General features: G+C 36.0%; 10 protein-coding genes and 2 pseudogenes. 1 reads left to right on the top strand and 11 read right to left on the bottom strand.

Features of this window, described 5'->3' with window-relative positions:
* Position 1 precedes the first annotated feature (1 nt).
* Positions 2-409: pseudogene (locus tag FTV12_RS13550) on the bottom strand (Mu transposase C-terminal domain-containing protein); the annotation flags it as partial.
* A gap of 424 nt (positions 410-833) precedes the next feature.
* Entirely contained in the window at positions 834-1,052 is a 219-nt protein-coding gene (locus FTV12_RS13555) for a hypothetical protein (RefSeq protein WP_180034215.1), read from the bottom strand.
* Positions 1,053-1,145: 93 nt separating this feature from the next.
* On the opposite strand from FTV12_RS13555, the gene FTV12_RS13560 reads away from it, so the two are divergent.
* Entirely contained in the window at positions 1,146-1,358 is a 213-nt protein-coding gene (locus FTV12_RS13560) for a helix-turn-helix domain-containing protein (RefSeq protein ID WP_075696486.1), read from the top strand.
* A gap of 92 nt (positions 1,359-1,450) precedes the next feature.
* On the opposite strand, the gene FTV12_RS13565 is transcribed toward FTV12_RS13560, so the two are convergent.
* From FTV12_RS13565 to FTV12_RS13605, 9 genes and pseudogenes are all read right to left on the bottom strand, one after another.
* Positions 1,451-1,708, bottom strand: a complete 258-nt coding sequence (locus tag FTV12_RS13565) for a hypothetical protein (RefSeq protein ID WP_075696485.1) — start codon at positions 1,706-1,708, stop codon at positions 1,451-1,453.
* Positions 1,709-1,892: 184 nt separating this feature from the next.
* A complete protein-coding gene (locus tag FTV12_RS13570; RefSeq protein ID WP_075696484.1) occupies positions 1,893-2,330 on the bottom strand; it encodes a hypothetical protein in 438 nt (145 codons plus the stop codon).
* A 1-nt stretch (position 2,331) separates the two neighbouring features.
* The gene (locus FTV12_RS13575; protein WP_136695453.1) at positions 2,332-4,653 is read right to left on the bottom strand and encodes a hypothetical protein; all 2,322 of its coding nucleotides are present in this window, start codon (positions 4,651-4,653) and stop codon (positions 2,332-2,334) included.
* A gap of 5 nt (positions 4,654-4,658) precedes the next feature.
* A complete protein-coding gene (locus FTV12_RS13580) occupies positions 4,659-6,224 on the bottom strand; it encodes a tyrosine-type recombinase/integrase (protein ID WP_136695452.1) in 1,566 nt (521 codons plus the stop codon).
* Between the two features lies 1 nt (position 6,225).
* Entirely contained in the window at positions 6,226-7,563 is a 1,338-nt protein-coding gene (locus tag FTV12_RS13585) for a site-specific integrase (protein WP_075696481.1), read from the bottom strand.
* Positions 7,564-7,869: 306 nt separating this feature from the next.
* Positions 7,870-9,978 (bottom strand): TonB-dependent receptor, encoded by a 2,109-nt coding sequence (locus FTV12_RS13590; RefSeq protein WP_180034216.1) that lies wholly within the window; start codon positions 9,976-9,978, stop codon positions 7,870-7,872.
* A gap of 232 nt (positions 9,979-10,210) precedes the next feature.
* On the bottom strand, positions 10,211-12,613 hold the full coding sequence (locus FTV12_RS13595; protein WP_180034217.1) for a glucose/quinate/shikimate family membrane-bound PQQ-dependent dehydrogenase: 2,403 nt from the start codon (positions 12,611-12,613) through the stop codon (positions 10,211-10,213).
* A gap of 166 nt (positions 12,614-12,779) precedes the next feature.
* The gene (locus FTV12_RS13600) at positions 12,780-14,066 is read right to left on the bottom strand and encodes a carbohydrate porin (protein WP_180034218.1); all 1,287 of its coding nucleotides are present in this window, start codon (positions 14,064-14,066) and stop codon (positions 12,780-12,782) included.
* 522 nt (positions 14,067-14,588) lie between these two features.
* Positions 14,589-14,700 (bottom strand): annotated as a pseudogene (locus FTV12_RS13605) (IS982 family transposase); the annotation flags it as partial.

Consider the following 14,700-nt stretch of genomic DNA (forward strand, 5'->3'; position numbering starts at 1 on the left):
GCTACCACTCCTCAATCTGGTCGAACGGTTTGGCGGGTGGCAAGTTGTCTGCCTGCGGGTCGGCAATATCCGTATCCGGCGGAACGGGCTTGTCCGGCCGAGCTGATGTCTTGAGGTGCTGGCGGCGATCCGCGTCACGCCGCGCCTTGCGTGTGGCCTTCTGCGCGCTGGTCACAATCTCACGCATCTGGCCGATCATGCGGAACAGCGCCGACTCATCCACCTGTTCGCGCCCTTGCTGCCGCAGTTTCGCCAGCGCCTGCCGTTGTTCCCAGAGGGTGACAGCCGGATGCGACAAGGTACGGTAGGGAATTTCCAGGTAATGCTGTCCCTCCGGTTCCAGGACCCAGATACGGCTGATGTCGCGCGGATCGCGCCGGATCAGAAAGGACGGCCAGCGTTCACGCCGCTGTGACTGACCATTAAAGTCTCAAAAATGACATTAATGTTCTAAACTTTAACAATATAGTTGTAAACTCAAAGAGGAAGTTTGAATGAATATTACGAAAAAATCAGATTCAATACTTGTGGTATTTTTTAAGTTGTTTCTTTGTAGCAGTGCATTTGTTGCATGTATTTTATTTGGATTTTGGTTGAGTCCAATGCAAGTACCATCCCCAATAGTCATTTTTATATCACTTGCAATCACCGTTTTATTTACTTATTGGATATTTGGAATAGGTAAACTCAAACATAAGTAAATTTACAACTATTATGTCATAAATGGATTGGTTATCTAAACTCAAAGTTCATTGAGTTTAGAACTATAATGTAAATTTACTGAATCATACCTAATGTAAGTTATTGATTTTATGATTCATCAGTTTAAGTCTTTAATGTGCAAAGACAGTTTCATGATCAACTTCTAAATATTGAAATTGCATCAAAACTTTTAAACCAGAATACATAAGTCGCTTGGTTTTTTGATTTCTGTAGTTGTGATCAATTTTAAGCTTTTCCCAAAATTGTTTTGCTTGCCAATTTTGAATTTTGTAGTTATCAAAAAGTTCTAAGAATTCGTTATACAACGGCAAGTGCACAGGTCTTTTCATGTTCAGTCGTTTATTAAATAAATGAGGATTATAGTCCGTGGATGTATAGTCCTCAATTAGAGATATTTCTATTTTTTGAACAGTTAGTTTCAAATGACAGAATTATCTATCGCGATTGGCCATTTAATTCGCAATAAAAGAACAGAACTTAAAATCACTCAAGAGGCTCTTGCTCTTCAATGTGGTATTGATCGTAGTTATCTTGGACGTATTGAACGTGGAGAAGTGAATATTACAGTTTTAAAGCTTTATGAAATCGCACATATTCTTAAAATTGAACCTTATCACTTGCTACCTAAACATTAAGCAGACAAGATCACTGTTTGCTCAAACGCTAAAGTTATAAATTGTGGTATAAGTCTTTACGGTAAAGATTTATAGATGCTGCTGAGTATGAACTACTTTTTAGTAGTGCCAATATTTCGTTTTTTAATTTTATAAGTTTCTCCACTAGCAAATTTTTTGGCGAGATCAGGGTTACGTCCAGACAATTGTTTAATTAAGATAGGATCGCCATTTGGACTCTTGCTCCATAAAGCATCATTTATTACATAAAGTACTGTTTCGGTGCGTGCAGCCTTAATAAAGCTTTCACGAAGTACCCTAGCTGCTTTAGCAGCTATATCACTTTCATCCTCTAGGCTTTTAATTTTCATATCTAAAACCTTATGTTAATTAAATTTGGTTAGGCTATAGATTAGCAGAATAGATAGGTTAGTCTAGGAGAGTGGTGGCAGTCCAGATAGGGCAAAGAACGAAATTATAGTTCTGATCATCTATAATAACTTACCAAGTAGCTGATCAGGTACTCAATAGGTAATTGAGTGTAAAATGTTCTAGCTAATTTGATGATAAATATTTCTTCAAAAGATGAGAGGCTAACAAATGGTCCACTTTTAAATTAGTCTTAAGTTTCACCTCTTCGATAATATTTATAAGGCTCTCAGTATTTTGAGCTAGCTGAGACTCTAACTCTTCAATTTGTGTACGTAAATTTTTATTAGTATTTGTTAGCGCTAGTCTAGTTTTTTTGTTAACAAAAAGTTGCTTTTCTTTTATTTTTAAATTCAAGGGAGATATTTGTTCTGATAGATAAAGACTAATCAGTTTTTTTCGATCACTTGAACTTAATGTACTTAATCCACCAGATATGTAACCTTTAGCCGTTAGACGTTTGTGTAATAATTTATGCGAGATAGGTGATTTTTCAAAACCTTCTATCAACATCATTTGCAATTCTTGTTCAATTACTTCATCCAATTGCTTACCACGTAACATACTACGTCTCCTTTTCTTCAATTTTCTGCTGCTCAATAGCAAATAATTCACTTAAAGTAATTGGAAGTTTACTATTTTGATTACTATAAGGAAAAATTGGTATAGGTGTTAAATTATTCTGTCTCTTCAGTGCTTTTTCTTTTAAGCCATTTAAGAAAACAATTTTTTGATTTAACAACTCAAGCATTTCGATATATGAATCATCATTAGTAATGAGCGACTCTATATTTTTAAACTCGGTTAATAACATATTACGACTTTGCTCTAATGCATCAAGCTCACCCTTACGACCAGTTAAAGCAAAGTTTCCGCATTGCTCTCCAGATTGGCAGGCTAAACGTTTAGGACAATCATGGACTGCTATTTCCCTCATACAGCTACCAAAAGGCAGAGGATGTAAATAAGCATGACGATGAACTAGTAATTCAGCTTGAGAAGTATTTTGCTTAATGAGTTCATTAAATGATTCGGCCAGATCTTCAAAATATTCGTCAAAGAAAGAGTTCTTTATAAATTCAGAAATTTCATTCTTAGAGTCAAAAGACTGTAAATTCATCTTTAAATTATTTTCAAGATCAAGTTTTTCAGAAAAAAACATTAAACCATCATATTTGATTGCTTCTATGGGGGATACAGGCTTCAGCTCATTTTTTTCTTGACAACTTGTTAAATCATATTTCTTTAATATCTCTGCTGCGACTCTACGATGTTTAATAGCTAAATGTTGATAGTATTGGTTCTGTTGAATATCAATACGCCCCATAAGCATTGCCTGTAGATGATCTGCTAATCCACTGAGTGCTAAAAAAGTATTTATATTGTGACGAGGGATATGTGTGGTTAACTTGGAGTATTGTTTATCATCTTCTAATAAATTATATTTTTTAAATACAGATATATTCGCCCCATTCCCTAGAAAACCGTTTATAGTTATTGCGTTAAATGGAATGATATTAGTTTTATTTATAAACTGTCTTTGAAGATTTGTGGATCTATACTCATGTATAAATAACAAATCTTCAAAAGCAATTTTTTCTTTTTTCCCCTCATAATTAAAAACCTGATGAAATGAAAGTTTTGAATCATAATTCGTTAAAGATTTAATAAAAAAATTAATATCACTCTTTAAATAATATCTTTTTAACCCTTTACCATCTTTATACTCCTTGTATACAGGAATACCTTTAAGCGTTTTTACAATAACATCACGCTGACCAGAACGTCCTCTAGTTTTATCTCTTACACCAAAAACAGAACCAATTAGATCATCTACTTCAACATAATCTGTAGAAATATCATCTAATGATTTCGGTAAAAAATTAGAAAAATCTTTAGATCTAATATAAGCTAAATGCTCTCTATACTCCTTGGTAAGTTCAAATACTGAATTAAATATTGTTTCTACCAAACGAGCTGATAAAGGGTCTAGCCAATGAATCCTTAAGCCTGCTCCTTTGGCTCCATAGTACTGAATTCCCAAGGTAAATTGTTTTATTCCATCTAAAGTTAAGTGCTTTTTAGAAACAGTATCGAGAATTGGACGCTTGATCAACGCATCTGTTTTTAAAAGAAAAACTTCCGTTGAACGCAAACCAGTTACGATTAAAAGTAATAATAAATTAAGAGCAATCTTTTCTCCATTTGTTTGACATAAACTTATTAAAGAAACAATATTTATGAAAGTTCGAATAGAAATCAACTTACTATTGTCAAGTTCATCTTCATCAATTTCCAACTGTTCAAGTAAGCTTTTTGTTCTTAAAGCATGAGGAGTTCTACTGTAGCGATTGATATTTAAATACTTCTGAGAAAAATCTAAAGGTTTTTTTGTAAAACCATAGTGATTTATCATCTCCTGTAATCTAAGGAAGGTTAAAGCATAAGAGGAAAGACCTTTTTTATCAGTATTTTTAGCTAAAATTTCAAAAGATATATTTAAAGTTAAAGTAGACAAGTAGTAGGGATGTGTTTTTTGAGGATTTTCAGCATATAAGGCACTATACCAACGCTTTAGTATTAAAAATTCAGCATACAGTTTTTGCGGAGAAACGTTAGCATTTGCTTTTCTATAACTTAGTATAAGCACTGATTTCATAAAAATTTGAAATTTATTATCAATAGTATTGTGCTCTAAACCTTTTATTTTATTAATCATTCCGAAATTAAAATGTGTTTTCCCACTTCTGGATAAAAGCCATCCAGATCCACTTGTACCTCCGTACCAAACAGAATCTTCCCAATATCCTTTAAAACTAGGTTGTATATACTGATCAAAATATTCTTTTTGTTCATTTATGAAGTAATCATATTGTTCACGTTTCATGAAATTTAATCCTCATAAATTTTACAACGAGCAATTACAGACTCAATTTCAAATTTTGTAGATTCATGAATCCTAATTAGAGGATTTCTAGAAATACCGATATTATCAGACAACCTTATTAAATCATCGATTTCATTCTGAATACTCTGTAGTACAGCTGTATGATTTGCATCAATAAAAGGATGAAAATACATGCAACCATAACAATTGCGTACTGGCTGAAAAAGACATTTTTCTTGATATGCACATCCGCCAATATCATAATGAATTTTACTTCCAATATTTCCTAAAACTTTCTTTTGCTTCCATTCATTTTTATAAGTTAAACGCCCTGAAAGTAACATAGCAATCATATGTTTATACAAAAAGTTACGACCAAGAGCATTAGCTCTAATCTGTGCTAGTTCTGGGGTAGAAAATATATAATGTCTAGCAGTAACCAATACAGAATGCCCAAGAATATAGGATATTTCTTCAGCAGATGCTCCAGCCATTGCTAAACTATATCCAACATGATGTCTAAAATCAGAGAAAGAATATTTTTGCTGTATAATTTCTCCAGAAAGAACAGCATCTTGATATAATTTAGGAGAAAAATCTAATAACTGAGTATTAATAGCAATTGAACAAAAGCGTGAGGAATTTTCTCCCATATCAAATAATTTATCATCAGAATGCAAATTAAATCTTTTGATATAGGCAATGATAATTTCCGCAATTTCTTCTGGTAATTTCACTGCTATCTTTTCATACACGTAACGTATTTGTTTCGCATATGGGATTAAAATACTATACCGATGAAAGTGATCTATGCTACGAGTAGAATCTAATTTGATATCATTTACAGATAACTTTGCTAATTGTACTGGTCTAAGTCCTGTTGTATAAATTAATCCTAAGATTGAAGTATAAAGAAGTGTTTGATCATCTATAGTATTTTCAGAAACGCTTATATCCTTGTTTATTTTAATAAATCCTTTTTGAATTATAGAAATAAGAGGATAATCAATAGGATCTTCATATTGTTGGTAGAATAATTTTGAATTAAATGATTTAGGTCGTGGAATGAATTCTAAGTCATAATCATTACTTATATCAAACTCTGGAAAATCCTCAACGATTAACAAACGAAGTAAAAACTTTATATGTGAATAAACCCCTGATTTTTCTTCAATGGGGGCAATATCAATCAAAAAACATTTCAGATTTTCGTAACTAAAATTTAGGTTATTTTTTTTCAGGTAATTTAATAAAATTGTAAATGAATATGACTTTTGACTTAATGAAGAGGGAGTATTCCTTTGGCTAAAAACAATAAGAAAAAATTTCAATAAAATAGTTTCATTTTGAGAAAATTTTGAAAAATTTATTTTTTCTCTATTACCGGAATAAAAAAAATTCCATATATTACTTGTTGATACTAAAAATTTATCATCAAATTTTTCAGCAATTAAAAACTTAACAATTTTTGGAAGTTTTTCGTTAATATTTTGAAGTGCAGTTATTTGTTGGGAATTAAAAATCGATCCCAAATCTGCTCTATTTCCTGAAAACTGATCAAGTTTAGACATGTTAGATCACCCATTTTTCATCTGATATACGTTGTAAATTCAATAAATTAGCTCTATTTACAATAAAACGTTTTGCATAGTAGCTAGGCATTTTACTATTAGGGCTCCAACCACCTAAAACACGTAAATCCTCTTGTGCTTTTTGCATAATTTCATCATTACTGATGGATTGTTGGTAAGGATTTTCGTTCTTATATTTTTTTATAGCAAATGCTAATGTGATATATGCCCATGTGTGTCGACACACATGAGGTGTTATTTTATGAATTGAGTCAATATTTGTATCATCAAAATATATAGGATAGAGACCTCTAAATTTTATATCTATTTTGTTAAAAATTGCATTTATAGATGAATAACTTAGTGCAGAGTAGGGGGAGGTTAAAGAAGTAAACAATATGTCTGATTGGGTTGTATTTCTTATTTTTTCCATATATACATTAATAGCTTCGTAGTCGAAATTACTTAATTTGATTACCCTATAAGAGAATTCATTCTTTATACTTGGTTTTCTACTCCTAATATCATATTCATCTTCAGTATTTGTAATTATAAGATTATAAGTATTAGAATTAATTGATTTTTTTATTGATTTAGTTGTTAAAAGCATCAATTCGCCAACTCTTAAACCATAGTTTATCATTAGGTGTACGATCAAGAAATTACGAAGTTGATGTTGTTTTGTGATGAAAGGATTGTTTACATTAATATTAGCTTTCTTGCTGGGACGAATAATTTCATAAAGTCTACAAACCATTTCATTGTCTAAGCTTTTAAAATGATAATTAATTCCACTTTTAACTGTAAAGCTACGTTTAGAAAATTTATTAAAAATCTTTTTTTTATTCATTAAGAAAATATCAATTTTTTTTCTACGATTTGTTATTTCTTTTAGCGTAAGGTCTTGATTCCAAACATTCCAATATTCATCCAATAAGTAAATAAAGTATTTAAACAATGATCGTATACGTTGCGTAATAGTCATATAATTAATGTCAGGATTTACTCTAATACGAATTAAATTATTCTCAAATTTTTTATTATTTTCTAGAAAAACAATAAAGTTATCAATTTCACTTAAATAGATTTCTGGATCATATCCTGATGAGATAAAGGATTCACAGAAAATTGTTTTATATTTTTTAAACCAAAACTCATACCAAAATTTAATTGCGAGTAAATCTGATTGTTGAGTAGCTATACTTTGAAATCGAAGACTTCCCATACAATACAGTAAAGGATAAAGGCAAGGTGCTGATATTGTTGCATCAAATAATAAAATGATTTTATTTTCATTTGAATATTTTTTTGAAAGTCGAATTGTTTTTATAAAGAACATAAATTTTCCGAGAACTTTATGAATTATTTAAAATATAAACATAAGTCATTTTAGTCTAGTTGAAAATAGTAACTAAGTAATTGTTTTGTAGTTTAGTGAGAGGGTTTATGAACTTAAAGTATCATGTACTCAATTTAACATAATATACATTATACGAAATGAATCATGTAAATCCAAAATAGAAATGTCCGGTTTCTCCAAAGTAAAAATGTCCGCCTTAGATTCGCACTTATTGCTGATCTTGGCGGACATTCACATGTGAACATGAATCTTGAATAAATTAAGAAAGCTTAAGTCAGATTTAAATTAAAACTCTTTTGTCACGCTTAACCCAGCACTCCAGTTACGATCTTCTGCTGGTTCATAGAAACGACCATTGCTTTCGTTGACAATGACTGAGCCTGAATAATCCTTATCAAACAGATTATCTACGCGTGCAAACGTTTTTACAGACAAATCTTTGACATTCCAGTTATAGCCTACATTAGCCCCAGCCACTGTATAACTTGGTGCATATTGTGAGTTAATGTCGTTAACATAAATTCGGTCTGAGTAACGTACATCTATTCCACCATGTAAGCCATTTTCAGGTTTCCATCCCAAACTAAAGAATGCCTGATTCTTAGCAATTCCAGGAATATAGTTACCTGACGAAACTGCAGCTACTGTACCAATTGCTGGAATATCGGCATCAAATGTTGCATCAATATAGCTATAGCTGGCTTGTGCTGCCAGATCACGCCACAGGTCTTTACTCCAGGATAGTTCCAGTCCTTTTCTTAAGGTTTTATCTGCATTACGAAACGTTGAGCGCCCGCCATCACTTCCCGCAGAAACAATGTCATTTTTGGTTTGAGTCTGAAATGCTGCTAAGGTCATATCACCGAAGCGATTCGCAGATTTTAATCCCAGTTCATAAGTTTCACTTTCAGCCGCTTTTAAGCTTAATACATCATTGCTGCCATCAGCCGGATAAGCCATTTCGGTAAATGTTGGTGTTTCAAAACCTTGTGCAAAGCTTGTATAAGTCACTAATTCAGGAAGAATTTTCCAACTTAATGCAACTGAAGGCAGTACTTTTTCATAAGTCGTTTTACCTGAATTATCGCCATTGCTTAGGTAACGGTCTTCAGATTTAAAATGCACATTGCTATAACGCAAACCAGCATCTAAAGTCCAATCTGGCGCAAAGTTATAAGATGCTTGAATATAAGGATCTGCATTCCAAAGCGTATTATCTTCATTACGACGGAGTTCACCTTTAATGCCTAAAGTATTGCCGACAAAGTTTTGATAGCCTTTGCGGTCTTCGGTCATACCATCTACAGCCACACCAGCAATCAATTTAGTGTTTTGTAAAATATCTGTTCCGGTCCAGCGAAGATCTGCTCCATAAAACTGACGATCAAAATCAATGACACCACCAGCATGATTTGGGCCACTTTGTGCTGTACTTGGAATAGATTGATATTGAGTGACTTCACGCTGTCCCCAATACGCCATACCGTACAATTCATGCTGATCATTAATTGGCTTGTTCCAGGTCAGTCCTGTCTGGAATTGCTCAATTTCTTTACGTGCATTATATAGCAACACATTCGCTGCGACCTGTTTAGGATTTTCTCGCCATTGATCTCGAGTTAAACCACCTGGATCATCTGCTGTAATTTTGACATAGTTATTGACCCAGTTAATTTTAGAGCCATCGTCCAGATCCCAAGTCAGCTTGGCATTGTTCAGTACTTTATGTGCACCACTATGATCACGGAAACCATCGGTATCAAAATAAGATGAACTGATGATATAGCTTGGTTCAGAAGCATTTTCTGAACCACCTTGTAGCACCAGGTTCGTTTGGCCTTTATTCTGACTGCCACCCGAATATCCCAAAGTGACTGAATCAGGTCCCTGCCCTTCACGGCTTTGTGTCAGGATGGTTCCGCCAGAAGAATTACCATATAGCGAAGAAAATGGCCCACTCAGCACTTCAATATGATCCAAGCTATTCAGGTCAATATTCGAGGTTTGCCCCTGCCCATCCGGCATAGTCGCAGGAATACCGTCTACATATAAACGTACTCCTCGCACACCGAAAGTCGAACGTGCACCGAAGCCCCGCATTGATATCTGTAAATCCTGAGCATAATTTTCGCGGTTATTCAGCTGTAAACCTGGTACACCTTTTAAGGTTTCAGACAGATTTACATTCAGGCTATTCTGTTGTTCCTGATTCAGATAATAGGTAGATGCCGGTGTTTCCAGAATGGCACGATCTGTACGGGTTGCTTCAACCACAATGGGAGCCAGTCGCTGTACCTCTGTAACCGGTTCTTCCGCATAAATTCCTTGACTGATACAAGCAATCAGACAGGATAAAGTCGATTTCATCGGCAACCGCGTGGTATGAAGGTGCATAGCTAATATTCCTAATATCTGGCATTCACTCATGCCATGGGAGTTCAAACGTTTTAAAAGTGTCTTATTAATTTTAAAGACTCAGCATCTGCATAAGATCAAACTGAATACTTGCAGGAAAGCTGAGCTAAAGGTTCATGATTTTCTAATCAAGCTTTATTGTCATAACAGCCTGTATTTTGCATAAAAAAGCCTGACGAATCAGGCTTTTTTACTTAACTATAAAACTTCATTATTTATTGTCAGGTAGTGCATAGGCAACCAAAGAATCACCCATTTTGGTACCGAAGGAACCGTGACCACCCGCCATAATCACAACATACTGCTTACCATTGGCTTCATAAGTCATTGGCGTCGCTTGACCACCTGCAGGTAGACGACCTTTCCACAGCTCATCACCATTAGTCACGTTGATCGCACGGATGTAATTGTCTTGAGTTGCACCGACAAACATCACATTACCTGCAGTCGAGATTGGACCACCTAACATTGGTACACCCATTTTAAATGGAGGCAATGGAATGCCCGGCATACTGTCACGAATCGTACCGATACGACGTTTCCAAGCGATTTCATGATTGGTCAGATCAACACCAGCCACATAACCCCATGCAGGTTGCTTACATGGCAAGCCGAATGGAGACAGGAAGGCACTGATTTCAACACCATAAGGCACGCCATACATTGGCTGTACCCCCGCTTCAGTACCTGCACCTTTGGCAGTCTGCTTACGGTTCGGATCTTGCGGAATCAGACGAGATACAAATGGCAAACCAATTGGATTGGTTAATGCGATTTGACGGTCTGGGTTGACTGACATACCGCCCCATTCGAATACACCGAGGTTACCCGGAAACACTAACGTACCATTTTCAGATGGTGGCGTATAAATACCGTCATAGTTTAATTTCTTGAACGATACACGACACATCAACTGGTCAAACATAGTGGCACCCCACATGTCTTTATCAGTCAATTTATCTTTAGGTGCCAGGTTAAAGTCAGAGAATGGTTGAGTTTTTGAATACCACTCGCCTTTGGTTTGCGGACCGCGTTTTACTGACTGAGGTACTGGTTTTTCAGTAATCGGAACGATCGCTTCACCTGTACGACGGTCTAATACAAAGGCATTACCGGTTTTGGTCAGCACGTAGATGGCTGGCACCATATTACCGTTTTTATCTTTGATATCAGTCAATGTTGGCTGTGCTGGTACATCCATATCCCACAAGTCGTGGTGAGTAGTCTGGAAGTTCCAGATCAATTTACCGGTAGATGCATTAATCGCTAGCATAGAGTTTGCATAACGCTCGTCTAGCTCAGTACGGTGACCACCGTAGATATCCGGTGTGCCTACACCTGTAGGTACATAGACAATATCCAACTGTGCATCATAAGCCAATGGCGCCCATGCGTTTGGTGAGTTATTTACGAATTTTTGACCAGGAGCTGGAATCGCGTTTGGATCTTCTGCACCAGTATCAAATACCCATAATAATTCACCGGTATTTACGTCATAACCACGAATCACACCTGAAGGTTCTTCAGTTGAGTAGTTATCCGTTGTTGAACCGGCGATGATAATGGTTGTACCTGTCACCACAGGAGGTGAAGTCGGGTTATAACCGCCTGGATATGGGAATGGCATGTCTTTTTGCAGATCGACTTCGCCGTTATTACCAAAGTCGGAACATACCTTACCAGTAGTTGCATTGACCGCCACCAAACGTCCGTCATTCACTGGTAAGATTACTTTCTGAGGACATTCGACAGACATTGTAGAACGAGCAGCTAGACTGCTTTCAAAACCGGTAGTGTTATTGGCATCGTAATAAGACACTCCACGGCAAGTTAAATGCTGGAAGGTATTGTCCGCTTTCAGCTTAGGATCAAAACGCCATTTTTCCTTACCCGTCGCAGGATCAAGTGCAATCAGGTACTGGTGAGTGGTACACATAAACAGGTTATTACCCACTTTAATCGGGGTTACCTGATTCGTAGTTTCACCAGAATCTTTATCCGTTTTTACATCACCGGTATGAAATTCCCAAGCTAACTCCAGATCTTTTACGTTATCAGCAGTAATCTGTTTCAATGGAGAATAACGTAGGCCGGATTGAGTACGACCATAAGCAGGCCAGTCTTCGTCAGCAATACCTGGAATAGACTGATGCACTGCAGGCTGCTGTGATTTTAATTCGCCACGGATTTCCTGTGGGTCATTAAATACAGAATAAATCATGACAGCAATCGTAATTGCCAGGGAGCCAGTCAGCGCCATTTTTGCAGCTTTGCTGTCACCAAAACCACGAGTCACTGCAGGAATCAGCAGGGCCAGACCGAATAGGCCTAAAATATCTAGACGTGGTGCCAGTGCAAAGAAGTCTGAACCCACTTCCCAAAGACCCCATACCACTGTACCAAGGACCAATACTGCATAAACAATAAGGGCTGTGCTTTTACGTTTTTGTAATAACACGGCTGTCGCCAGGAAGAACAGACCGGCAATGATGTAGTACCAAGACCCACCAAGTGTTGCCAGATATATTCCTCCAAATAGCAGAACCAAACCGAAAATGGCAGCAATAGCTGCCAGAATCGTTTTCAGTACTGAACCTGAAGACGAAGTATTCATATTGAACACCTTTTTTTTGATTTCTTGAACGTCTAAGCACTTAAGCGGCATAGACACCATATTGTTAAGTTCTTAGTTATAAATACATGAATACTTGGAGTATCAGTTCATCAATGCCCCAAAGTAATGGAAGAATCAATTGTGTATTTGCAACTAAAAACTCCGATTAGAACGACGTATTAAACTTGATTCCGCCTACCCAGACATTTTCACCGTCTTTATATGCGCCGACATGATGGACATATTGCAGGTTTGGACGGATGGTTAGCCAGTTAGTTGCATGAATGCCGTAATAGATTTCCGCATCGACTTCTTCACTACGGTTACCCAATACATCATTGTTCATATTGATGCGTGCAACACCCAAAGCGATTTCATCCTGTGGACGGGCATCCATCGCACCTTTGTAGACAAGACCGATATTTTGCATATCACTAACTTGGTTGGTTTTAGAGTCATGAACAGTGACGTTCACGAAACCGCTTAAACCACGTGATGTATCCCCTTGATGTGAAGTCAGCTGTTGCTTAGCTACAATCCACCCCCCGTGATGATGACCATTTTGGGTTTGTTCATCTTGTGGAGTCACGCCATCAAATATTTTGGCATCAGCGGTACTGTAGTAATAACCGGCACGATATTCACCTGGCAGTTTTTGCTCACCTAGTTTCGGTGTCCACACCACTTCTGCAGGAATGATCGCGCCTTTAGATCCGTCTGTGCTCAGGTTAAAGCCTTTGCCACGATTATCAGCATTTTCAGGATTGTATTCATAAACCCCTACCTGAGTATAAACTTCCGGGGTAACGTTATATTTAACCCGTGCAGCCCATTGAGAAACTGGCCAGTTATACCATTGATCCCCTACCCAGTTACCCACTTGTGAACCACACAATGCCAGATTCTGGAAATCACAATCGAAACTGTTAAAGTCTTCACCTTCACCAAAACGTCCGACTTTGACATCCAGTTTTTGATTCAGGAATTGTTTCTTGATCCAGAAATCTGTTAGACGCCAGGTTTGACCACGGCCCCATACTTCCTGTACTGAACTTAAATGACCATTTGCTTGATCAAGTGACTGACCATTTAATGCATCAGAAGTATTTGAAAGGTTGCGGCCATCACGATGAGTTACTGTAATTTGTGCTTCAGTGTCTTGCCAGCCAGCAATTTTTTCCAGATCCAGATGAGCACCCAGGTTTAACTGACCGGTATATTCTGTGCCATGGCTATTTGAGCGTTTCGCGTCAAGTAAAGTCGCCATTTCACCTGTATATCCAAAGCTAAAATCATAGCCCTGTTCTTGAAGCTGGATACGTTGACCATTCCAGTCACCCAACATCCACGGACTTTCTGCACTAAATGCATCAGCGGCCTGAGTAGTTGTATTTGCCAATAGCAATCCAACTAAGGATGTATAGACAGCCTTAGATAAGGGAGAAATAGACATTAAATGCTTCACCTTAATCACGTTTTTACTAAATATAGTACACTCATTTAATTTTTTAGTTTCAAATAAAGAAGGAAAAGTATTAATAATGTTATGAAGTTTAGCTAATCTAATCCTTTTGTTAATTTTAATTTAAAAAAATTAAATTTTAAATTCAATAATTTAAGATAAAATAAATATAATATTAATAAAAATAATACAACCTATAAATAATTCTTCTACATCAGTTCTTTTGTACAAAAATTTACCAATTCGAATTGCGTAATAAAAAAACATTTGGTCTTTTTGTGCATTTTTCATACTCAAACTTGATAGTCATTGCCTTTCTATTCTTGAATTTGTTACCGAGGAAAATTGAAAAAAACTGGATTTATGTAGGTATCTAAAATCATTAATAAGATAAAGAGTGATATCTGCTAAATAAAGTTTAAATATATGTAAAAATTATAATTATTGGCTATTCATATTAGATTATAGATGTATATCTTGTTTAATTCTTTCTATCAATAACCCGAATCCTGCTTAAGCCGATGACTTCATAATTTGAATTGTTGGCTTATTTTTATGGATCAGTTGATATGCACACAAGGACGCGTAAATCCCTCCTAGAAATCCATGAACACTACGTGCTTTG

The sequence above is a fragment of the Acinetobacter sp. YH12233 genome, assembly GCF_013417725.1.
GTDB lineage: Bacteria > Pseudomonadota > Gammaproteobacteria > Pseudomonadales > Moraxellaceae > Acinetobacter.

Coding starts and splice junctions, on each gene's coding strand:
- FTV12_RS13555 (WP_180034215.1), bottom strand. CDS start 1,052: ATGAAAAGACCTGTGCACTTGCCGTTGTATAACGAATTCTTAGAACTT.
- FTV12_RS13560 (WP_075696486.1), top strand. CDS start 1,146: ATGACAGAATTATCTATCGCGATTGGCCATTTAATTCGCAATAAAAGA.
- FTV12_RS13565 (WP_075696485.1), bottom strand. CDS start 1,708: ATGAAAATTAAAAGCCTAGAGGATGAAAGTGATATAGCTGCTAAAGCA.
- FTV12_RS13570 (WP_075696484.1), bottom strand. CDS start 2,330: ATGTTACGTGGTAAGCAATTGGATGAAGTAATTGAACAAGAATTGCAA.
- FTV12_RS13575 (WP_136695453.1), bottom strand. CDS start 4,653: ATGAAACGTGAACAATATGATTACTTCATAAATGAACAAAAAGAATAT.
- FTV12_RS13580 (WP_136695452.1), bottom strand. CDS start 6,224: ATGTCTAAACTTGATCAGTTTTCAGGAAATAGAGCAGATTTGGGATCG.
- FTV12_RS13585 (WP_075696481.1), bottom strand. CDS start 7,563: ATGTTCTTTATAAAAACAATTCGACTTTCAAAAAAATATTCAAATGAA.
- FTV12_RS13590 (WP_180034216.1), bottom strand. CDS start 9,978: ATGCACCTTCATACCACGCGGTTGCCGATGAAATCGACTTTATCCTGT.
- FTV12_RS13595 (WP_180034217.1), bottom strand. CDS start 12,613: ATGAATACTTCGTCTTCAGGTTCAGTACTGAAAACGATTCTGGCAGCT.
- FTV12_RS13600 (WP_180034218.1), bottom strand. CDS start 14,066: ATGTCTATTTCTCCCTTATCTAAGGCTGTCTATACATCCTTAGTTGGA.